This is a genomic window from Aggregatimonas sangjinii (assembly GCF_005943945.1).
Lineage (GTDB): Bacteria > Bacteroidota > Bacteroidia > Flavobacteriales > Flavobacteriaceae > Pelagihabitans > Pelagihabitans sangjinii.
Genome location: NZ_CP040710.1, coordinates 682715 through 703704, shown reverse-complemented (window position 1 = coordinate 703704; position 20990 = coordinate 682715). Strand labels below are relative to the sequence as shown.

The window sequence follows — 20990 nt, the reverse complement described above, 5'->3', positions numbered from 1 at the left end:
TCACTTGCTATAAAATGTGATCCTGTCCCGAGACGGTCACGGGTTATGTTTTGTGGTACAGGTCTTTGATACTTCTTTGTGAGCTTTGTTATGATTATATATTCATTTTTTTATTCAATGACTCCTATCGTATAAGGCACTTCGGTCTTGATAACCGCTAATGTTCTACTAAGCAGCTTTCTCGCTACTTTTACGATGATGCTCTTCACGTTTCTTCCTGAATGCTTTCTATAATACGCCTGCATCACAGGGTCGGTCCGTACCGCCTGCCATGAGGCCTCTATGAAATAGCTGCGTATGAGACGGTGTGCCCTTCTAGTGATACCGGTCGTGCGCAGATTATCGCCACTTTGATGAATGCCAGGTGCCAAACCTACATAGCCCGACAAGTGTTTCAGACTTCTAAATCTTCTCAAGTCACCCAATTCACAAAGAATACCACAGGCAACGATGCCGCCAATGCCCGGAATACTCCTGAGCAACTTATAATCCTTCCTGTAATAGGTCTTACAAAACCTGCGTAGTTGTGTTGATACGTCACGTAGATCTTGATCCACGAAACGGAATTGGCGCATGCGACTGTCAAGGGTCGCCCGCGCGGGCGAATACTCGAACGCCAAAGCATCAAGCCAGTTGCGAAAATTATGACTCCAGTGGCTATTGTCGAACTCTGCAGGGACGGCAATACCAAAATAAAGCAGCTGGGATTTTATCAAGCTCTTTATGCGACGGTAATCCTTGACCAGATCGTTCCTTCTGCGGAAAAGGCTGCGCAACTGTTCCCGCTCCATATCCGGGACATGGATGCCATCCAAACGACCATCCTTGAGCTCCCTTGCTATGAGCTGCGCATCTATCCTATCCGTCTTGGTATGCTTCTCCTTGCCCTTTCTATGCACATCGGCAGGATTCACTACCAAGGAACGCCATCCATAGCTCTCGAAACATCGGTGCGCGGAATATCCGCAGCAACCCGCTTCATAGGCTGTCGAAACATCGAAATCAGGGTAATACTTCTCAACATGGTTTAGAAGTATTTCAGGCTCGGGTGGCATCGAAAAAGTCTTGCCCCCGGAAATATCGGTCGAGCAATGTATCTTCCAACTTCGCTTGTGAATATCGATACCAATGAATAACTTAGGTACTGCAGTGTGTTCCTGTTTCATATCTTAATTGTTTTAAAGAACTTTAAAGATAAAGGACACGCTGCTTTTACATAGATGCTATAAACAATACGGGCTTAGGGCTTAGACGAAAGGTTTGTGTATTTTTATGAAGTCCGCAAAATCTTTTGGATTTTGCTTTGGACAGGAAAAAAGAAAAAACAAAACCAAAAGATTTCGCTATGTGCGTGGCGGAAAGCAAACGCTAGTTTGCCCCCGTACTGTTCATAGCTCAACCGTTGGCAGCAATTCGAAAAAAAATCAGATGAAGTGTAAATTATGTCATTTAGAAAAAAATCCAAAGAGCAACACTCATTATCTTACAGATTTTATAATCAGAACTGCATTAAACGAGGATGGCTCAAATGAACGAGGAAAAGGTTCGTATTGGAGTATTGACCCTGAAAAACCGACAGTAGATTACAAATTCCAACAGGAAATATCGGTCGCTAAACTTGAAAATATTTTAGGAAGGCAAAGCACAGAAGAAGAAAATTTAGATGCTGAAAAAAATATTGATTTTACAGTTAGTGATTCATTCTGTAAACAGTGTGAAGACATTTTTACAGATATCGAAAATGAATTTGCCCAGAAAATCATTCACAAATTTAGAAATACAAATCTCTCTGGTATTGATCATATTAAACTAAACCAAAATGATAGTCGCATATTAAGATTATTTTTTGTTTTACAATTTTGGAGAACTTCAGAATGTGATTCGTCATTTACGTTATCCAATAAATTATCGGAAAAATTAAGAAACAAAATATTTCAAAAAGATAATACAGGTTTAGAAAATATCGCATTATCAGTTACATATTTGCAAACCTTAAAAGATGAAAATGATGAGGATTTAGGAGAAAAGTATAAGACGGAGAATATAGTTGCGCCTGTTGAAGGAGATAATCCGTACATTATTCTTATGAATGACTTCGTAATACAACTGTTCGAGAATCATACATTTCCATTTGAATCATTTTATGGTTACAATGAAAAGAGCAATTATAAAGACTTTTTGAACTACGGAGAAGTTGAGTTCTCTGTAAAAATCATTTCAAATGATGACAGGAAACAAATCGCTTACCGAATAAATCAAAAGGCTGCGAATAGTATGATGAAAAATCAAGGTCAGTCATTTGCAAATGCGTTTAATGAAAAATATAAAAATCAACCAACAATGGGACAAACCCTACAATATTTAAAGCAATTAGCTGAAATTAAAGATATAATGAAATTTTCTGAGGAAAAATTAAATAAGTTTTTGTCTGACTATTTAGAAAGAACATTTGAATAAAGAACTGCTGCCAACACCGGCTATAGCAAATAGGGCGGTAAGTCCTATTCCCATTGGCTTGGGCTTGTTTACTGGCACCGCCAAATCTTTTGATTTGGCTTTTAGAAAAATAAGATAAAACAAAATGCAAAAGATTTGGCTAGGGCTTGGCGGAATGGCCCGTGCTTACCAACCGCCCTACTTGCCATAGCCCAGACCGATGATGTAGCATTCGCCTGTGGCGACCCTATAGGCTACATCTCGTACCTCGATTCCCGCCCATAGGGAAATGCTACATCATCGCAGCGCTATGACAGATCACATATGGGCGTAGGCGTTAGGTATTCCCGCCGACAACGCCACGACGGCCCATGAACGCCACATATCAAACACTACCTGCCTGCCGGCAGGCAGGTATGTAATCTGGACCTGCCCATTTCGTTCCCAATACCGGAAAAAAAGAAAAAGTTTTCCCTATATTTCCACAAAATGCGCAGGACTACACATAGCGCTGCGTTGGCATTAATTATGAAACAATTTAAATATCTACTCATATTAGGTTTGGTTTTATGCAATTTTGAATTAATTGCCCAAGACACACTTGACATGAAAGATGTCTATATGGACAATTTGTTAGTCTATAAAATTTCGGACAACGAGAGATTTACGGGAATCGCTCAAGAAAAACGTAAAAATGGACATTTAATAAATGAAGATAAATACGAAGACGGAATCGTACAGTGGACAAAATTATATTTCAACACCAAGGAAAAGCTAGTCTCTGACAAGATTGTTTACCATAAATACAAGTTATGGGAAGATAAAGAGAGAATAAGGTTTAGGCTGTCACAGGACACTTTACACATTAAAACATATGATGAAAACGGCAAGAAATTATTAGTCCGAGAATTTGAAAACAACAAATTGATTTATAGCTGCGAATACAATGGCAGAAAAAAGCACGGACAAGAAATCTGCTATGACGATGACGGAAATGAATTGGTTTTCAAATATGTTAATGGACGAAAAATAAAGGAAACGGACAAGTAGTACGCAGAATAACTAATGCCAACAATAGTAACCGTTGCACAAGACCTTAAAACAAATACCCCGATCTCGAAATAGCTCCTCTGCACATCGATTTCCAAATGGGATATTAGTATATCCGAGGCGGATATCCTTCATTTAAAAAGGCCCTATCGGTCCTTAAACAGGATATAAGGCCCAAAATGGTGGCTTTCAATGCACCGGCGGCGCTTTTCACCTTCCGTTGCTTGAATTTCAGGTATTTCTTCAGATTGTATGCGATCGCCGAGAGGTGCATCACCTTGTTGGCCTGTTCGATTCCGATGGTATTTATCTTCCGAAGGCCCATGAACTGCGTGAGGGTCCCGAACACGGGTTCGACCGTACTCTGGCGCTTGCCCTTCATGTAACGCCCCTGCGGGCTATTGACACGGGAGATGTTACGTTCGTATTCTTCCCTGTAGTAGGTAACGCTGAACTTCTTTTCCTGCGCACTCTTGCCCAGGCAATCACTCCGTATCGGGCAACCGGCACACACATGCTTCCTTGCGCGGTACTCTTTCTTTTTGGTACCCGTGCGATAATCGTCGAATACTTTGGTAAAGGGTATCACCTTGCCCCGCGGGCATCGGTAATGGTCCTGTTCCTCGATATACGAGAACCCATCGGGGCCGCCCTTGTAGGTGCCATGGGGCGGGATGAAACTCTTTAGGCCCCGTTCTTCCAAAAAGGCATAGTTCTCCCCGCTACTGTAGCCCGTGTCCGCCACGCAGTTCTCCCAGACCAGGCCTTGTTTCCATAGACGCCCTTGTAGCCTCCTTGCGATATCGGGCAACTGTTGGTTATCCTTCCCATCGGCATGGTACGCCCTGATATCGGTGATTACATGGTGCGCGGTATCGACACTGAGTTGGGAGAGGTAGTTCAGTTTCCTCGCCTTGCCCGGTTTTACACTGATACGCGCACCTGCCTGCCGGCAGGCAGGTCCGGGTCCGTAGGGCTATAGTGTGTTTTGTTACTGGTATATTTCGAACCCTTGTTGCCGGCCCCGGGCCTTTGGTCCTGGTCCTTGGCCCACTTCCTATTACGGCCCTTTATCGCGGCCAGTTCTTTTTTGTTCGCCGTAACACTGCGCTGGCCCTTGTCCGACCTGTCGTTCTTCGACTTGCGGTGCGGTTCTTCCTTGTCCATCGTACTCATCGCACGCACCTTGCGCAGATGTTCGTCCAGTTCGTCCTCGGGCACCTTCAGCTCCAACGTGTCCATACTTGCGTTGGCTTTTACCGGGGCCGAATCGATTGCCTGGGTATGGCCGCTGACCATTCCCTTTTCAATGCACATGCCCAATACCTCGGTGAATACCTCTTCGAATACTACCTCGGGGAACAGTTGCCGTGTACGGCTTATCGTACTGTGCCATGGCAACTCTTCATCGATGTCGTAACCTATGAAGTAGAGGATGTCCAAGCGCAGCGAACAATGCGCTATCAGTTTACGGTCACTGATGATATTTTCAAGGTATCCTACCAAACACATTTTGAAGAACACCAAGGGGTCGATGCTCTTCTGGCCGCTATCGCCGTAATACCCCTTGGTAAGCCGATAGAGAAAATACAGGTCGATAGCTCCTTTCAAGCGCCTGTAGAAATTGTTCTTCGGGATTCGTTCGCTCAACTGGAATCGTGCGAACAGTTTTTCTTGATACTCTTTCTTGCCCTGCATACCTAAAGTTACGATCGATCTTCGGTTCGGCAATGATCACCACCGACTTTTTTCGCTAACTTGTGCAACAGGCACAACGGCTATAGTTCATTACGGCTGAAATTCCTAATCGGAATTTCGAGCCTTTTTGCTAAATTTATGGTTACGGCGGAATGATACTCGCGTACCATTCCGTAACGAAACCATAGCCAAAACTGATGATGTAGCATTCGCCTGTGGCGACCCTATAGGCTACATCTCGTACCTCGATTCCCGCCCATAGGGAAATGCTACATCATCGCAGCGCTATGACAGATCACATAAGGGCGTAGGCGCTAGGTATTCCCGCCGACAACGCCACGACGGCCCGTGAACGCCACATATCAAACACTACCTGCCTGCCGGCAGGCAGGTATGTAATCTGGACCGCGCAATATTATTCCCAATACCGTCGAAATCCGAAAATGGATTTCACTATATTTCCATAATATTGCGCGGACTACACATAGCGCTGCGTTAGGCAACATTTTAAGAAACCTTCTACCAAATAAAAAAAATTACTTATCTTTGACGTTAGTAACGTAAAACGGTAATATGATTATCTCCTTTGGAGCGAAAGACACCGAACGGATTTGGAAAGGTATCAGGGTTAAAAAAATGCCGCTCGAAATCCAAAGTATCGGACGTCGGAAATTGAGAATGTTGAACAACTCACAGGACATTGCCGACTTACGCATCCCTCCATCGAACCGTCTTGAAAAGCTTACCGGAAAATTGAAGGAATACCATAGCATCCGAATCAATAGGCAGTGGAGGATTATGTTCATCTGGAACAACGGAAACGCAAGCGAAGTGGAAATAATCGATTATCATTAATAAAAAAATTATGGAGAAGTTATCGAACATCCATCCCGGAGAGATCTTGAACCTCGAATTTTTGGAGCCTCTTGAAATTACCGCTTACAGGCTTTCAAAAGACTTAAAGATCCCGCAAACAAGGATTTCGGAAATCATAAAGGGTAATCGCCGGATTACGGCCGACACCGCTTTACGATTGAGCAAATATTTTGGTAATTCCGCAAAATTCTGGCTCGGAATCCAAAATGATTATGACATCGAGGAAGAAAAGGAAAATAAAGAGAAGGAACTCGATCAAATCAAACAGTACGCAAGGAAAAACGTTGCCTAACAAAACCTCCTATGAAAAGCCATAGTCCAGTTCTTTAAAGTTAGTCAATATTTTCTTTTTGCCTTAAACCACCTTTTTTTCTTTTCATATAACTTGCCCCCACTCCTATATGTGATACTCCGTTATCGGGTTCACCAGCATCTGTATGATCATAAGCTATAATAGACCCGGTCACTTGCTATAAAATGTGATCCTGTCCCGAGACGGTCACGGGTTATGTTTTGTGGTACAGGTCTTTGATACTTCTTTGTGAGCTTTGTTATGATTATATATTCATTTTTTTATTCAATGACTCCTATCGTATAAGGCACTTCGGTCTTGATAACCGCTAATGTTCTACTAAGCAGCTTTCTCGCTACTTTTACGATGATGCTCTTCACGTTTCTTCCTGAATGCTTTCTATAATACGCCTGCATCACAGGGTCGGTCCGTACCGCCTGCCATGAGGCCTCTATGAAATAGCTGCGTATGAGACGGTGTGCCCTTCTAGTGATACCGGTCGTGCGCAGATTATCGCCACTTTGATGAATGCCAGGTGCCAAACCTACATAGCCCGACAAGTGTTTCAGACTTCTAAATCTTCTCAAGTCACCCAATTCACAAAGAATACCACAGGCAACGATGCCGCCAATGCCCGGAATACTCCTGAGCAACTTATAATCCTTCCTGTAATAGGTCTTACAAAACCTGCGTAGTTGTGTTGATACGTCACGTAGATCTTGATCCACGAAACGGAATTGGCGCATGCGACTGTCAAGGGTCGCCCGCGCGGGCGAATACTCGAACGCCAAAGCATCAAGCCAGTTGCGAAAATTATGACTCCAGTGGCTATTGTCGAACTCTGCAGGGACGGCAATACCAAAATAAAGCAGCTGGGATTTTATCAAGCTCTTTATGCGACGGTAATCCTTGACCAGATCGTTCCTTCTGCGGAAAAGGCTGCGCAACTGTTCCCGCTCCATATCCGGGACATGGATGCCATCCAAACGACCATCCTTGAGCTCCCTTGCTATGAGCTGCGCATCTATCCTATCCGTCTTGGTATGCTTCTCCTTGCCCTTTCTATGCACATCGGCAGGATTCACTACCAAGGAACGCCATCCATAGCTCTCGAAACATCGGTGCGCGGAATATCCGCAGCAACCCGCTTCATAGGCTGTCGAAACATCGAAATCAGGGTAATACTTCTCAACATGGTTTAGAAGTATTTCAGGCTCGGGTGGCATCGAAAAAGTCTTGCCCCCGGAAATATCGGTCGAGCAATGTATCTTCCAACTTCGCTTGTGAATATCGATACCAATGAATAACTTAGGTACTGCAGTGTGTTCCTGTTTCATATCTTAATTGTTTTAAAGAACTTTAAAGATAAAGGACACGCTGCTTTTACATAGATGCTATAAACAATACGGGCTTAGGGCTTAGACGAAAGGTTTGTGTATTTTTATGAAGTCCGCAAAATCTTTTGGATTTTGCTTTGGACAGGAAAAAAGAAAAAACAAAACCAAAAGATTTCGCTATGTGCGTGGCGGAAAGCAAACGCTGGTTTGCTCCCGTACTGTTCATAGCTCGACCGATGATGTAGCATTCGCCTGTGGCGACCCTATAGGCTACATCTCGTACCTCGATTCCCGCCCATAGGGAAATGCTACATCATCGGTCGAGCTATGACAGATCACATATGGGCGTAGGCGTTAGGTATTCCCGCCGACAACGCCACGACGGCCCATGAACGCCACATATCAAACACTACCTGCCTGTATCCTATGGTTAAAACAAATATTCTTCATAAATTTTTTCTATCATGAGATGAATTTCATGGTATCGACATACGGTGTGCCGCGCCTTACCACTGCGAACGCCCTGGCCAGTACCTTGTTCCTTATGATGTTCATTGTGGACATTTTGTCCTTTCCCTCACCGATCCTTTTTTCATAGTATCTTTTCATTTCGTGGCTGTACTGTACGGCGGTACATGCGCACATGTTCAACAGCACCTTTCCTTCCTTGTTGGCCATCCTGTTGACCTTCGTCCTTCCCTTGAGACTGGTCCCGGAGGTATTGGGGAAGGGTGCGATCCCGACGTAGGAGGCGAACTTCCTCCAGCTTGCGAACCACTTGAACCCATTGGTGTACACGATAAGGAACCTTGCCGTGACCTTTCCGATGCCCTTGACGGTGAGCAATAGGGTGAACATCCCATTGAGCTTCGGGTCCCGTGCGATAAGCCCGTCGATATCGCTCTCCAACGCCGCAATCTCTTTGTCCAGGCAGTCGATGATGGCCTTTTGACAGCTGTACAGGCGTTGGTGCGGGTCTCCGCCCAATACCCTTCGCTGCTCACCCAGGTTCGCGATATGGCCCGCCCGTTGGGCGACCAGTTTCCTGCGCAGGGACATGAGCCTTTTCATGTCCGCCAGTTTCGCATCCGGTCTTTGGCGCGGTACGAATTCCTCCCTAGTGCGCCATCCGTAAAGGGCTATCCGCTTTGCGTCCGCCCTGTCGTCCTTTCCCCTGGCAATGCCAAGGGAGCGTTTGATCTCCAGGCCGGGAACGATACGGTAGGGCAGCCTCGCCGTATCGAGGAACTCTTCGAGCGTGTCGCTATAGAGCCCCGTGTGCTCGAATACGAAAAGAAGGCCGTCCATGGCCGGGCCAAGGTTCTCATTTGCCCATACGCACATTTCCTTGATGCCATCCACGGTATTGGTGAACCTTTCCGCAACGCCTTTTAAGTGGATGTGGGCGTCCAATGTTAATTTACTCACGTCGATACCGATAATTTCCTTGATTTCCATAATTTTACCATGTTTGAAAATGGTCGCTTAAACTAAGACCTTTAAAAGTCGAGGCTGAAATCCTATATGGTTCTGGGCGACCGGTTAGAAGAACGGGGACTGATACAGGCAATAGGTCGTCAACCTTGGCCGACAGAAAGTTCACCCCGTTCTTTTTTTATGTTTCAATAAAGTTATGAACATTTATAGGAGTTATGAGTCTCCCCCGGACCCCCTCTTTTCAACACGATCATCATAATAGATTTTATCTATAAGGCAAATCTAAAGGCCGGCAGGCAGGTATGTAATCTGGACCTGCCCATTTCGTTCCCAATACCGGAAAAACAGAAAAAGTTTTCCCTATATTTCCACAAAATGCGCAGGACTACACATAGCGCTGCGTTGGGCGTAATGCAAGAAAAACCAAATGAGCTACACAATAGAGGAATATAAAGTTGAGGACAAACTTGAAAAATTGAATTTATCATTACCTGATAAGATTTCTTTTTTTCCAGAGAATTTGTCAACTGCCGAAAAGAAAGCTGAATTCATTTTTACGGATAATATGATAGAATTGAATAAGCATTTTAAATTAAATGAATTGGAATTATCCGTTCTTGGAGGTGACACTGAACTATACAGAAGTAGAAAAAACGCAGATATTTATTTGCCTGCAATATTCTTTAGTTTATCTACTATCACAGAAAATTCTGCTGTTGTGCCAGTTGCGTTGAATGTGTTATCAAATTACGTTTACGATGCTCTAAAAGGAACCGTTGGAAAAAAGAAAGCACACGTGGAATTTCATATCGAAACGAAAGCAAAAGGTAAATTAAAAAAGATTAATTACAAAGGAGATGTTGAGGGTTTGAAAGGTTTAGAAAAGGTTATTAAGGCAATGAAATGATGGTCTTTATAGAAAATCCAAACTTATTAATTAAAGAATTTAATGAAGTTGCTTCAAGGGTTCAAAAAAAAGCATTTATCACAATCGGAATTGAAATCCAAAAGGATGAAATAGACAATTTGATAAGTTACAGACAAGAACTATCACAACTTAAAGAAGACTTTAAAAAACGAAAATTAGAAAACGAAGCTAATTTAGTATACTGTATAGATAATTCTCTTTTAGCCTTGCAATACGAGCTACAGATGTTGGTAAACATTAAACAAGATAAAATGAGTGAAGCTTGGGGAAATCTTGTTAATGCCCAAGTTACTTACGGAACTGTAGTAAGAAATTATCCTTTTGAACTTGAATCTGAAATAGGCTATTTAGAAAGATTAGCAAATTATGAAAAGCTTTTGTTTCCAAATCTCTTTTTTCAAAGTGCGGGAGGAATAATTAAAAAAAGTCATTGTTCAATTTGCAATGAAAAATATGGAAAGTGTAGTCATTTAAAAGGCAAGTTGTATAATGGAGAGATATGTTGCCGAGTAATAACTGAAATGGAATTAGAAGAAGTTTCGTTAGTTGACAATCCTGCTAATAAACACTGTCGAGTACTGACAATTGAAACTGACGGCAAGAAAATTGACATAATGACTTTAAGAGAAGTAGAATCTGAAAATGACAAAGAAAGCACTAACGCCCAACAATGTATAACCGCAATAGCTGGAATTAGTTCTAAACTTGAAGTTAAAGCAGAAAACAATAATCAATCTAAAGCTGAAAATTAATCTTTAAAAAACAGCTACTGCGGTTATACGAGACCGATGATGTAGCATTCGCCTGTGGCGACCCTATAGGCTACATCTCGTACCTCGATTCCCGCCCATAGGGAAATGCTACATCATCGCAGCGCTATGACAGATCACATAAGGGCGTAGGCCCTAGGTATTCCCGCCGACAACGCCACGACGGCCCATGAACGCCACATATCATGCACTATATGTAATCTGGACCGCGCAATTCCATTCCCAATACCGTCGAAATCCCAAAAGGATTTCACTATATTTCCATGGAATTGCGCGGACTACACATAGCGCTGCGTTACCCAACATTTTCAGATGCGATTAACATTATCAATTATTATTGTTTTTATCACAAGTTGCGGTTCTAAAAAAAATGCTGTAGCACAGAATTATGTAATCCCTACTGAGATTTATGGCGAATGGAAAGTTAAAGAGCTTAATATATTTCCTTTTGAACATTTCAAGCATTGCGGAAAACTAAATTTAGGGACTGTTTTTCAATTTTCTGAAAATAAACAATTTAAGGTATTCGATGCTGAAATGAATCAATTATGCAATCATCCACAGTCGTTTTCAGTAACTAATAATAAAGAGCTAGGTGTGATGCTCGATGATTATGGAATAATGTACACAATTGAAAATCTAAATGAAGAAAACCTCACACTCCGTACCACAAGAATACCAACATTCTTTCCGCAAAAACGAAAAAAATACTCTGAAGGTTTTGAAAAAGATTCTATAGCTGTGCGAATAGAAACTGAGGGAATAATAATCAAAATGGAAAAGAGAGATTAACCAACTTTTATATAAAATTGCGCAGATGGAGTTCACTCAAACGCAACTGTTGTGTTGATGGACTTACCAAAAATGCCGAAAAGCCAACTTGGACGGAAAAAACGTTGGGTAACAATGGTAACCGTTGCACAAGCCCTTGATCAGCAAGAAAACGGATTATTATAAGCCCCTTTTCGGGGCTTTTTTATTGTCCCATCATTAGTGAAGGTTAAATTTCGGATGCTCGCCCGGAGCCCCGAAGAGGAACCCAAGGGTGCTTTTCGACAAAGTGGCCAAAGTGAGTTGGCCCGCCCCGCTTTTCGAGCGTTTTTGTTCGAACTTAAGGTACTTTTTCAAGTTGTAGGCCATAGCGGACAGATGCATGCCTTTGTTCGCCTGTGCGAGGCCGATGGTATTTATCTTTCGTAGCCCCATGAACTGTGTGAGCGTGCCGAACACGGGCTCGACCGTACTTTGCCGCTTGCCCTTCATGTGCCTGCCCTGCGGGCTTTCGACCCTTGCTATGTTCCTTTCATACTCATCACGGTAATAGGTAACGCTGAACTTCTTCTCCTGTGCCGACTTGCCCAGGCACCGTTCCCGTATGGGGCAGCCCAGGCAGACATGTTTCCGCGCACGGTACTCCTTCTTCTTTGTCCTGGTGCGACTGTCAAGGAAAACTTTGGTAAAAGGGATCACCTTGCCCCGGGGGCATATATAATGGTCATGTTCTTCAACGTACACAAAACCATCGGGGCCGCCCTTATACGTACCGTGCGGTGGAATGAAACTTTTAAGGTTCCTTTCTTCTAGAAAACGGTAGTTCTCCCCGCTACTGTAGCCGGTGTCCGCCACGCAGTTCTCCCATACAAGTCCTTGCTCCCACAACCGTTTCTTAAGTCTCTTGACGATATCGGGAAGCTGTTGGTTGTCCTTCCCATCGGCATGGTAGGCCCTGATATCCGTTATGACATGGTGTGCCGTATCCACGCTCAGTTGTGAGAGGTAGTTCAGCTTGCGCGCCTTGCCCGGCTTGACGCTTATCCTGGCATCGGGGTCCGTGGGACTGTAATGCGTTTTGTTACTTGTGTATTTCGAACCTTTGTTTCCCGCACCGGGACGTTGGTCCTGGTCCTTGGCCCACTTCTTGGTGCGACCCTTTACCGCATCGAGTTCCTTCTTGTTGGCGGTCACGCTGCGCTGTCCCTTGTCGGACCTGTCGTTCTTGGACTTTCTGTGCGGCTCCTCCCTGTCCATCGAACTGAGAGCACGTACCTTTCTTAGGTGTTCGTCCAGTTCCTCTTCGGGCACCTTCAGCTCCAGGGTATCCATGCTCGCATTGGCCTTCACCGGTGCCGAGTCGATGGCCTGGGTGTGGCCGCCGACCATTCCTTTTTCAACGCACAGGGCCAATACCCTTGTGAAGACCTCCTCGAAAACGCACTCCGGGAACAGCTGCCGCGTCCTGCTTATCGTACTGTGCCAGGGAAGTTCCTCGTCGATACCGTAACCGATAAAATAGAGGATGTCCAAGCGCATCGAACAATGGTCGATAAGCTTGCGGTCGCTGATGATGTTCTCCAGATAGCACACCAGACATAGTTTGAAGAACACGACCGGGTCGATGCTCTTCTGGCCGCTATCGCCATAATATCCCTTGGTCAGTTTGTAGAGGAAATCCAAATCGATGGCGCTTTTCAAACGCCTGTAGAAATTGTCCTTCGGAATCCGTTCGCTCAACTGGAAATGGGCGAACAGCTTTTCTTGGTAATCCTTTTTTCCCTGCATACATAAAGTTACGATCGATCATCGGATCGGCAATGATCAAAACGGACTTTTTCGCTAACTTGTGCAACAGGCACAATGCCTAAACGTAATGCGGAGTTTAGGGCAAAACCGAATGGTCTGTGTATATTTATGAAGTCGCTAAATCTTATGGATTTAGCTTTGGACAAAAAAAGAAAAAGCAAAACCAAAAGCTTTAGCTTCGTGCGCAGTCGGAAACGAAAAATTTCCTTACTACCGCACTACGCTTAGCTCAGCCGTTACCCAACATTTAGAACAAAAAAACATAGAATTTGAAATTTAAAATTGGACTTTCAATATTTTTCCTTTTCGGGTTCTTCTTTTTTAGGATAACTGGTCCAATAATTACTGGAAAACTAAAAGATTTCCATACCAGAAATAAAACAGGTTTAGTCGAAAAAGCACCAATCAATTTTAAAGTTTTCACTCTATTTTTTAAAGGAGCATCAATAATGTGTTTAATTTATATACTTATGATTTGGACAGGTTTTGTAACAATACCAAGTGAATAAATGTTCTGGAGAAAGAAAAAAAATAAAACAACCGAATTTAAATGCTCTCAATGTGGTCAGGCACATTCGGAATGGCCAGCATTAGCTTTTAAAGCACCGTCCAATTATCATTACCTTTCAGAGAAACAAAAATCGGAAATCGGAAAATTAGATACGGACTTTTGCGAAATTCATCACGAAGACCAAATTGACCGCTTTATAAGAGTAACGCTTACTCAAAAACTATATGATGCTTGCGAAACTCTAGAATATGGACTTTGGGTTTCTTTAAGTGAAAAAAGCTATCTAGATTATCAAGAAAACTATGATAATTCGAATCACGAAACTGGTTATTTTGGTTGGTTATGTAGCAATATCGCCCAATATGGAGACACTTCTTCAATTCCATGTGATGTTATGACTAAAACTGGAAATGATAGACCTGAAATCTTTCCTCATCAAGATTTCGACCATCCTTTTGTAAAGGATTACTATGCTGGAATATCAAAAAAAGAAGCTGAAAATCGAATAGATGAAATGCTAAAAAACATTGAGTAAAACATCATACGAATGGACTACTTACTCAAACGCAACTGTTATGCTGATGGACTTATAAATCGTACGAAAAAGCTAACTCGGACGAAAAAAAACGTTGGGTAATAATGCCTAAACGTAATGCGGACTTTAGGGCAAAATCGAAAGGTCTGTGTATATTTATAATGTCGCTAAATCTTATCGATTTAGCTTTGGACAAGAAAAAATAAAACTAAACCAAAAGCTTTAGCTTCGTGCGCAGACGGAAACGAAAAGTTTCCTTGCCCCCGCACTACGCTTAGCCGATCCGATGATGTAGCATTCGCCTGTGGCGACCCTATAGGCTACATCTCGTACCTCGATTCCCGAGTGCATTCCTCTCACCAAAAAAGGTTCGTCGGATGCAAGAGGGAAATGCTACATCATCGCAGCCCCGAAGGGTCGGGGACAGATCACATAAGGGCGTAGGCGTTAGGTATTCCTGCCCACAACGCCACGACGGACCGTGTGCCTTCCTCTCGCTGTGCTCATCGGAGGCAAGACATATCAAACTCTAACTGCCTGCCGGCAGACAGGCTACACAACTTGTTCGCCTTTGGAGGATAGCGCTGCCTTCGGTGTAATTTGCAAAATTTGCCATTTTTACCAATTTTTGGTATATTTGAGTAAAATCATACTAAAATGAGTAAAAACACTTCAATATCACTCGGGAATTATTTCGACCAATTTATCCATAATCGAATTTCGGAAGGAAGGTTTAAGAACGTCAGCGAAGTAGTTCGTGCTGGACTAAGGCTTTTAGAGGAAGAGGAAAACAAGGTCAGAGCACTACGCAGCGCTATTCAAGAAGGAATAGAAAGCGGAATTGCCCATGATTTCGACCCAAAAAAGCATTTGGAATCTCTAAAAGCTAATAAGCGTTCGAATGGCTAAATACAATTTGACTAAAAAGGCAGTTGAAGATTTAGCTCATATATGGAATTATACTTTTGAAGAGTGGTCGGAAAAACAAGCGGACACTTATTATGATATGTTATTAGCGAATTGTAAAAGAATCGCAAAAAATCCGAATTTGGGCAAAAACTATAACGGGATTACGGAAAATTTGTTCGGATTAAGAACTAACAGACATATCATATTTTATAGGCAAACCGCTAAAAATGAGATTGAAGTAACCAGAATATTGCACGAACGGATGGACTTGGAAAATAAAATCCTGGAATAAAAACTACACCCAACACAACCTCCTATGAAAGGCCTTAGTCCAGTTCTTTAAAGTTAGTCAATATTTTCTTTTTGCCTTAAACCACCTTTTTTTCTTTTCATATAACTTGCCCCCACTCCTATATGTGATACTCCGTTATCGGGTTCACCAGCATCTGTATGATCATAAGCTATAATAGACCCGGTCACTTGCTATAAAATGTGATCCTGTCCTGAGACGGTCACGCGTCGAAATCCGAAAAGGATTTCACTATATTTCCATAATATTGCGCGGACCTGCCTACCGTTTGGTAGGTATACCTGCTGGCAGACAGGCCTGCCTACCGGCCTTTAGATTTGCCTTATAGATAAAATCTATTATGATGATCGTGTTGAAAAGAGGGGGTCCGGGGGAGACTCATAACTCCTATAAATGTTCATAACTTTATTGAAACATAAAAAAAGAACGGGGTGAACTTTCTGTCGGCCAAGGTTGACGACCTATTGCCTGTATCAGTCCCCGTTCTTCTAACCGGTCGCCCAGAACCATATAGGATTTCAGCCTCGACTTTTAAAGGTCTTAGTTTAAGCGACCATTTTCAAACATGGTAAAATTATGGAAATCAAGGAAATTATCGGTATCGACGTGAGTAAATTAACATTGGACGCCCACATCCACTTAAAAGGCGTTGCGGAAAGGTTCACCAATACCGTGGATGGCATCAAGGAAATGTGCGTATGGGCAAATGAGAACCTTGGCCCGGCCATGGACGGCCTTCTTTTCGTATTCGAGCACACGGGGCTCTATAGCGACACGCTCGAAGAGTTCCTCGATACGGCGAGGCTGCCCTACCGTATCGTTCCCGGCCTGGAGATCAAACGCTCCCTTGGCATTGCCAGGGGAAAGGACGACAGGGCGGACGCAAAGCGGATAGCCCTTTACGGATGGCGCACTAGGGAGGAATTCGTACCGCGCCAAAGACCGGATGCGAAACTGGCGGACATGAAAAGGCTCATGTCCCTGCGCAGGAAACTGGTCGCCCAACGGGCGGGCCATATCGCGAACCTGGGTGAGCAGCGAAGGGTATTGGGCGGAGACCCGCACCAACGCCTGTACAGCTGTCAAAAGGCCATCATCGACTGCCTGGACAAAGAGATTGCGGCGTTGGAGAGCGATATCGACGGGCTTATCGCACGGGACCCGAAGCTCAATGGGATGTTCACCCTATTGCTCACCGTCAAGGGCATCGGAAAGGTCACGGCAAGGTTCCTTATCGTGTACACCAATGGGTTCAAGTGGTTCGCAAGCTGGAGGAAGTTCGCCTCCTACGTCGGGATCGCACCCTTCCCCAATACCTCCGGGACCAGTCTCAAGGGAAGGACGAAGGTCAACAGGATGGCCAACAAGGAAGGAAAGGTGCTGTTGAACATGTGCGCATGTACCGCCGTACAGTACAGCCACGAAATGAAAAGATACTATGAAAAAAGGATCGGTGAGGGAAAGGACAAAATGTCCACAATGAACATCATAAGGAACAAGGTACTGGCCAGGGCGTTCGCAGTGGTAAGGCGCGGCACACCGTATGTCGATACCATGAAATTCATCTCATGATAGAAAAAATTTATGAAGAATATTTGTTTTAACCATAGGATACAGGCAGGCTACACAACTTGTCCGCCTTTGGAGGATAGCGCTGCGGTGCCACACATTTAAAAAAACCAGACAGAAAAGTCCAACCAGTTTACTCAAATTACAGTTTTAATTTATGGTTTATGAAAAAAACAATAGTCATCATAAAAATATCTTTCGCTATCTATATAGTAGCAATGTTAATTTGTTTATTTACCAATGATTGTTATAATTTTTATTATAAATACTCACCAAAAATTTCTTTTGCATATTCGCTTTTCTTTATAATTCTAATAATCAGCAATATGATTAAGAAGTCTGATAAAAAAAATATCACTCTAAATATTTTATTTTTAGCAGTAAGTCTGTTTATCTTAATTTGTCATTTACTCAATATTTAATGTAGCCTTCTTCTTTTTAGGGAAGGCTACATTGCTGGCAGGCGGGTATGTAATTTAGTTCATGCCCTGTTTATTTTCAATGAGGTATTCATGTGTTCGCTGCGCTCGGAAGGACCACACAATCTTATTCCCAATACCCCTCCAGAGGCGGGCAGGCGTCGAAATCCAAAAAAAGATTTCACTATATTTCCATAATATTGCGCGGACCTGCCTACCGTTTGGTAGGTATACCTGCTGGCAGACAGGCCTGTCTGCCGGCAGACAGGCTACACAACTTGTATGCCTTTGGAGGATAGCGCTGCGTTGTGGTGCATTTAAATCGACCACCAGATTAATTGAAACTTTTCTTTTGGAATTCCTTGAAATCAATTAAATTTGTATCTGAACGGATACACTTTAGATGGCCATTATAAAAAAGACCACCGAATTCGACAGATGGTTCTAAAAAATCAGGGACCTAAGGGCGAAGGCCAAGATACTTTTCCGATTACAGAAACTCGAGGACAGCGGACACCTTGGCGACTGTAAATCTGTCGGTAACGGAATCCACGAAATGCGGATCAATTATGCGAAAGGCTACAGGGTCTATTTCAAGGAGACGGAAAGCCAAATCGTGATACTTCTGATCGGAGGAACCAAATCGACCCAAAAAGAGGACATCAAAAAAGCGAAGAAAATCTGGAACGGAATCAAAGACGAATGATATGACAACGACAAAATTCGACATAGCGGACTATTTGGACAGCAATGAAATGATAGCGGAATACCTGAACACGACACTTGAAGAAGGCGACAGCTCGGACCTTGTGGTCGCCATCGGCCATATCGCTAAGGCGATCGGAATGACCAAAATAGCCGAGGAGACCGGAATGAGCCGACCGAGCCTTTACAAGGCATTGTCGGACGGTGCCAAACCACAGTTCGGGACAATAATGAAAGTGCTGAAAGCAGTGGGAGGACAGATCAGCGTAAAACCGTTATCGGTATAAAAAAAACGCACCACAACGCAGCGCTATGTGTAGTCCGCCTTTGGAGGATAGCGCGGCGTTGGCAACAATTTGGACGCAACCAAATAGAAAAAATCCATCTATGATACAATTAACTGATATACATAAGAAAATGAAAGGCAAATTCTATTTTATAGCTTTATTGCTAATTGCAGGCTTATCATCATCTTGTGAAAAAGATGATTCAGAATATCAAAACGACTTCGAGGATAGTCGTAAAGCTTGGTTGGATTTTAAAGAATCGACCAATAATTCCTACAAATATATAGTTGTCGGAGGGTCTTGGGTTGGCTTTTCGTGGGAAACGACTTTAACCGTATCGAATGGAAAACTGATTGGTAGACATTTCAAGTATACCGTTACCGAAGGTTTAGCCGAAAACGTTACGGAAGAAGAATTGGAATGGACTGAAAATGAAGCGGAAATAGGAACTCACGAATTTGTGGGTGCTGATGCTCTGACATTAGACGAAATATATGATAAAGCCCAAAGAGAATGGTTAAAGAAGAGGGAGAATGCTAAAATATACTTCGAAACGAAAAACAATGGAATGATTTCGACTTGTGGTTATGTGGAAAACGGTTGTGCGGATGATTGCTTTATTGGAGTTACGATAAACAGTATTGAAAAATTATAAAAATAAATATTTTACAGTAGAAAGGTAGCAGAACGGAAAAAAACTGTTGCCAACATCGGTAACCGTTACACCAGACCTAAAAATTGATATCCCAATCCCAAAATAGCCCTTCTGCACATCGATTTCCAAGTGGGATATTAGTATATCGGAGGCGGATATCCTTCATTTAGAAAGGCCCTTTCGGCCCTTAAATAAGGTATAAGACCGAAAATGAACCCTTTTAATAGCACTATCTCATGAAGTATGTAAATGAAAAATAGCGGGCGCATGCCCTTCGCGTACTTACCCTGCGAGCCTTCGACCCGTGCGATGTTCCGTTTGACCGCCTCCCGTATTTAAGTACCGGTCATAGCTTGAAAATCCCGGCTGTTTTCATTCATTTCAATGAGATTCCAATCAATTTAGTTTTGTTATATATTTATAAGGCTATTCGAACGATAAATCGGAACATTGTTATATTTTCATAGACCTAAAACCTTGGTTACTGAAATGCTTATCGAAACTTATCCGAACAGCTTTTGTGAGTAATGCGCTCACAAAGGTCGGACCAATAAATTAAAATGAAAGCCATACTGCCCAGCGTCACAAAAAATATACCCTTGGTACCATTACAATCCTAATCAATCCTATACATTATGAAACCAAAATCTTTTTTCCTTTTTTTCACACTTGCCAGTTTCTTTTCTTTTCAAATGAACGCAGCCCATACGTTTTTAGACGAGGGTCGATTCAATATCGAAAAAGACCTTTTGCTAGCCCAATTTGATTGCAAAACGGATGTAGACGACCTTCACACCGTCGCTGCCCTGGCTACATTGCTTGCCGACCCTAGGTATTCGGAACTACAGTATCATGCCGTTGCCGGAACCTATGGGGTTCAGAAGGGACTCTATGTTCCCCCGAACGATTTGTTTCAACTGGCATTCGGGGACAATTGGACCGATGCCCATGAAAATGTAGAAGCCGCTGTAAACCAGGTAAAGGCAAAGGTAAAGGCAACGCTTGCCGAAGAAGGTAATATTTGGATCGCGGAGGCGGGTCAATCGGATTTTACCGCGGCACTCATAAAAGCCATTCAAGCCGATCTACCTGAACTGAACATTGCACAACGCATTCACGTGGTGCAGCATAGCGATTGGAATGAAAAATCAACTTCCGAAGAAAGCCTTCAATTCGTAAAAGAGAACACCGAATACAATAAAATATCGGACGGAAACGCAATCGAAAATGGCACACCCGGTTTTCGCACTGCGGAATCGATACCTTGGAACGTTACAGTAACAGATCCGCAATTGAACGCTATTTGGGAGCTTGCGATAGCGCTATCGAAGACCTACAACGGTAAGGATGAACGCTACAACAACAAAGCTATCGCTGCCGGCGGGCTGGACTTCTCCGACTTATCCGAAGTTTGTTGGATTTTAGGTCTGGAAGACATCAAGGATGCCACTGAATTTTTTAGTCTTTTCGCACGGTAGAAATATGGATATAAGGATGTAATCCATCCATTATTTTACAAACCTAGCGAACGATGATTATTAGCTTTAAAATGGCCATTTTGGCTATTTTTAATAGAACCCAACTCTGAATAAGAGAAATAAATATTTCCCATATTAAGAATAAAATCCCGGTTGCATGCATAGCTTGAACGGACACTCCCGTTCTTTTTGACACCAAATCACTACG

Annotated in this window: 19 protein-coding genes and 1 pseudogene; 15 read left to right on the top strand and 5 right to left on the bottom strand. The window is 43.1% G+C overall.

Features of this window, described 5'->3' with window-relative positions:
• Nucleotides 1-110: 110 nt before the first annotated feature.
• Nucleotides 111-1166, bottom strand: a complete 1056-nt coding sequence (locus FGM00_RS02880) for an IS110 family RNA-guided transposase (protein ID WP_138851457.1) — start codon at nucleotides 1164-1166, stop codon at nucleotides 111-113.
• Nucleotides 1167-1272: 106 nt separating this feature from the next.
• Here FGM00_RS02880 and FGM00_RS02875 point away from each other — a divergent pair, with 106 nt between their 5' ends.
• Both FGM00_RS02875 and FGM00_RS02870 read left to right on the top strand, forming a co-directional pair.
• Nucleotides 1273-2457, top strand: coding sequence for a hypothetical protein (locus FGM00_RS02875; protein WP_138851461.1), 1185 nt, complete (start codon nucleotides 1273-1275; stop codon nucleotides 2455-2457).
• 585 nt (nucleotides 2458-3042) lie between these two features.
• Nucleotides 3043-3486, top strand: coding sequence for a hypothetical protein (locus FGM00_RS02870; RefSeq protein ID WP_138851460.1), 444 nt, complete (start codon nucleotides 3043-3045; stop codon nucleotides 3484-3486).
• Nucleotides 3487-3679: 193 nt separating this feature from the next.
• Here FGM00_RS02870 and FGM00_RS20170 read toward each other — a convergent pair.
• Nucleotides 3680-5184, bottom strand: a pseudogene (locus FGM00_RS20170) (IS1182 family transposase); the annotation flags it as partial.
• A 573-nt stretch (nucleotides 5185-5757) separates the two neighbouring features.
• Between FGM00_RS20170 and FGM00_RS02860 the strand changes: the two are divergent.
• Both FGM00_RS02860 and FGM00_RS02855 read left to right on the top strand, forming a co-directional pair.
• Complete coding sequence (locus tag FGM00_RS02860) at nucleotides 5758-6039, top strand: type II toxin-antitoxin system RelE/ParE family toxin (protein ID WP_138851459.1); 282 nt, start codon at nucleotides 5758-5760, stop codon at nucleotides 6037-6039.
• Between the two features lie 10 nt (nucleotides 6040-6049).
• On the top strand, nucleotides 6050-6352 hold the full coding sequence (locus FGM00_RS02855; protein ID WP_138851458.1) for a HigA family addiction module antitoxin: 303 nt from the start codon (nucleotides 6050-6052) through the stop codon (nucleotides 6350-6352).
• Nucleotides 6353-6633: 281 nt separating this feature from the next.
• Here the strand turns inward: FGM00_RS02855 and FGM00_RS02850 are convergent, their stop codons facing one another.
• A complete protein-coding gene (locus tag FGM00_RS02850; RefSeq protein WP_138851457.1) occupies nucleotides 6634-7689 on the bottom strand; it encodes an IS110 family RNA-guided transposase in 1056 nt (351 codons plus the stop codon).
• 462 nt (nucleotides 7690-8151) lie between these two features.
• Nucleotides 8152-9147 carry an IS110 family RNA-guided transposase gene (locus FGM00_RS02845; RefSeq protein WP_138851450.1) on the bottom strand — a complete coding sequence of 332 codons (996 nt, stop codon included), beginning with the start codon at nucleotides 9145-9147 and terminating at the stop codon, nucleotides 8152-8154.
• Between the two features lie 406 nt (nucleotides 9148-9553).
• Here FGM00_RS02845 and FGM00_RS02840 point away from each other — a divergent pair, with 406 nt between their 5' ends.
• From FGM00_RS02840 to FGM00_RS02830, 3 genes are all read left to right on the top strand, one after another.
• The gene (locus FGM00_RS02840) at nucleotides 9554-10033 is read left to right on the top strand and encodes a hypothetical protein (protein ID WP_138851456.1); all 480 of its coding nucleotides are present in this window, start codon (nucleotides 9554-9556) and stop codon (nucleotides 10031-10033) included.
• On the top strand, nucleotides 10030-10806 hold the full coding sequence (locus tag FGM00_RS02835) for an HK97 family phage prohead protease (RefSeq protein WP_138851455.1): 777 nt from the start codon (nucleotides 10030-10032) through the stop codon (nucleotides 10804-10806). The genes FGM00_RS02840 and FGM00_RS02835 overlap by 4 nt, the downstream gene beginning before the upstream one ends.
• Nucleotides 10807-11136: 330 nt before the next feature.
• Nucleotides 11137-11616 carry a hypothetical protein gene (locus FGM00_RS02830; RefSeq protein WP_138851454.1) on the top strand — a complete coding sequence of 160 codons (480 nt, stop codon included), beginning with the start codon at nucleotides 11137-11139 and terminating at the stop codon, nucleotides 11614-11616.
• A 198-nt stretch (nucleotides 11617-11814) separates the two neighbouring features.
• Here the strand turns inward: FGM00_RS02830 and FGM00_RS02825 are convergent, their stop codons facing one another.
• Nucleotides 11815-13383 carry an IS1182 family transposase gene (locus FGM00_RS02825; RefSeq protein ID WP_236262814.1) on the bottom strand — a complete coding sequence of 523 codons (1569 nt, stop codon included), beginning with the start codon at nucleotides 13381-13383 and terminating at the stop codon, nucleotides 11815-11817.
• Nucleotides 13384-13913: 530 nt separating this feature from the next.
• On the opposite strand from FGM00_RS02825, the gene FGM00_RS02820 reads away from it, so the two are divergent.
• The 8 genes from FGM00_RS02820 to FGM00_RS02785 all read left to right on the top strand — a co-directional run bounded on the left by FGM00_RS02820 (nucleotide 13914) and on the right by FGM00_RS02785 (nucleotide 20782).
• Nucleotides 13914-14450, top strand: a complete 537-nt coding sequence (locus FGM00_RS02820; RefSeq protein WP_138851453.1) for a DUF2199 domain-containing protein — start codon at nucleotides 13914-13916, stop codon at nucleotides 14448-14450.
• A gap of 657 nt (nucleotides 14451-15107) precedes the next feature.
• Nucleotides 15108-15359 (top strand): type II toxin-antitoxin system ParD family antitoxin, encoded by a 252-nt coding sequence (locus tag FGM00_RS02815; protein WP_138851452.1) that lies wholly within the window; start codon nucleotides 15108-15110, stop codon nucleotides 15357-15359.
• A complete protein-coding gene (locus tag FGM00_RS02810; protein ID WP_138851451.1) occupies nucleotides 15352-15651 on the top strand; it encodes a type II toxin-antitoxin system RelE/ParE family toxin in 300 nt (99 codons plus the stop codon). The genes FGM00_RS02815 and FGM00_RS02810 overlap by 8 nt, the downstream gene beginning before the upstream one ends.
• 594 nt (nucleotides 15652-16245) lie before the next feature.
• Nucleotides 16246-17241, top strand: coding sequence for an IS110 family RNA-guided transposase (locus FGM00_RS02805; protein WP_138851450.1), 996 nt, complete (start codon nucleotides 16246-16248; stop codon nucleotides 17239-17241).
• An 867-nt stretch (nucleotides 17242-18108) separates the two neighbouring features.
• Complete coding sequence (locus FGM00_RS02800; protein WP_262711086.1) at nucleotides 18109-18363, top strand: type II toxin-antitoxin system RelE/ParE family toxin; 255 nt, start codon at nucleotides 18109-18111, stop codon at nucleotides 18361-18363.
• Nucleotide 18364: 1 nt separating this feature from the next.
• Nucleotides 18365-18649, top strand: a complete 285-nt coding sequence (locus FGM00_RS02795; RefSeq protein WP_138851449.1) for an addiction module antidote protein — start codon at nucleotides 18365-18367, stop codon at nucleotides 18647-18649.
• A 100-nt stretch (nucleotides 18650-18749) separates the two neighbouring features.
• Complete coding sequence (locus FGM00_RS02790) at nucleotides 18750-19304, top strand: hypothetical protein (RefSeq protein WP_236262883.1); 555 nt, start codon at nucleotides 18750-18752, stop codon at nucleotides 19302-19304.
• A 635-nt stretch (nucleotides 19305-19939) separates the two neighbouring features.
• The gene (locus tag FGM00_RS02785; protein ID WP_138851448.1) at nucleotides 19940-20782 is read left to right on the top strand and encodes a hypothetical protein; all 843 of its coding nucleotides are present in this window, start codon (nucleotides 19940-19942) and stop codon (nucleotides 20780-20782) included.
• The last annotated feature ends 208 nt before the right edge of the window (nucleotides 20783-20990 follow it).

Excerpts from the sequence above, each read along its gene's own strand:
- FGM00_RS02790 (WP_236262883.1), top strand. The coding sequence starts at position 18,750 with ATGATACAATTAACTGATATACATAAGAAAATGAAAGGCAAATTCTAT.
- FGM00_RS02835 (WP_138851455.1), top strand. The coding sequence starts at position 10,030 with ATGATGGTCTTTATAGAAAATCCAAACTTATTAATTAAAGAATTTAAT.
- FGM00_RS02840 (WP_138851456.1), top strand. The coding sequence starts at position 9,554 with ATGAGCTACACAATAGAGGAATATAAAGTTGAGGACAAACTTGAAAAA.
- FGM00_RS02845 (WP_138851450.1), bottom strand. The coding sequence starts at position 9,147 with ATGGAAATCAAGGAAATTATCGGTATCGACGTGAGTAAATTAACATTG.
- FGM00_RS02820 (WP_138851453.1), top strand. The coding sequence starts at position 13,914 with ATGTTCTGGAGAAAGAAAAAAAATAAAACAACCGAATTTAAATGCTCT.
- FGM00_RS02860 (WP_138851459.1), top strand. The coding sequence starts at position 5,758 with ATGATTATCTCCTTTGGAGCGAAAGACACCGAACGGATTTGGAAAGGT.
- FGM00_RS02855 (WP_138851458.1), top strand. The coding sequence starts at position 6,050 with ATGGAGAAGTTATCGAACATCCATCCCGGAGAGATCTTGAACCTCGAA.
- FGM00_RS02815 (WP_138851452.1), top strand. The coding sequence starts at position 15,108 with ATGAGTAAAAACACTTCAATATCACTCGGGAATTATTTCGACCAATTT.
- FGM00_RS02875 (WP_138851461.1), top strand. The coding sequence starts at position 1,273 with ATGAAGTCCGCAAAATCTTTTGGATTTTGCTTTGGACAGGAAAAAAGA.
- FGM00_RS02805 (WP_138851450.1), top strand. The coding sequence starts at position 16,246 with ATGGAAATCAAGGAAATTATCGGTATCGACGTGAGTAAATTAACATTG.
- FGM00_RS02830 (WP_138851454.1), top strand. The coding sequence starts at position 11,137 with ATGCGATTAACATTATCAATTATTATTGTTTTTATCACAAGTTGCGGT.
- FGM00_RS02810 (WP_138851451.1), top strand. The coding sequence starts at position 15,352 with ATGGCTAAATACAATTTGACTAAAAAGGCAGTTGAAGATTTAGCTCAT.
- FGM00_RS02880 (WP_138851457.1), bottom strand. The coding sequence starts at position 1,166 with ATGAAACAGGAACACACTGCAGTACCTAAGTTATTCATTGGTATCGAT.
- FGM00_RS02850 (WP_138851457.1), bottom strand. The coding sequence starts at position 7,689 with ATGAAACAGGAACACACTGCAGTACCTAAGTTATTCATTGGTATCGAT.
- FGM00_RS02785 (WP_138851448.1), top strand. The coding sequence starts at position 19,940 with ATGAAACCAAAATCTTTTTTCCTTTTTTTCACACTTGCCAGTTTCTTT.
- FGM00_RS02825 (WP_236262814.1), bottom strand. The coding sequence starts at position 13,383 with ATGCAGGGAAAAAAGGATTACCAAGAAAAGCTGTTCGCCCATTTCCAG.
- FGM00_RS02795 (WP_138851449.1), top strand. The coding sequence starts at position 18,365 with ATGACAACGACAAAATTCGACATAGCGGACTATTTGGACAGCAATGAA.
- FGM00_RS02870 (WP_138851460.1), top strand. The coding sequence starts at position 3,043 with ATGAAAGATGTCTATATGGACAATTTGTTAGTCTATAAAATTTCGGAC.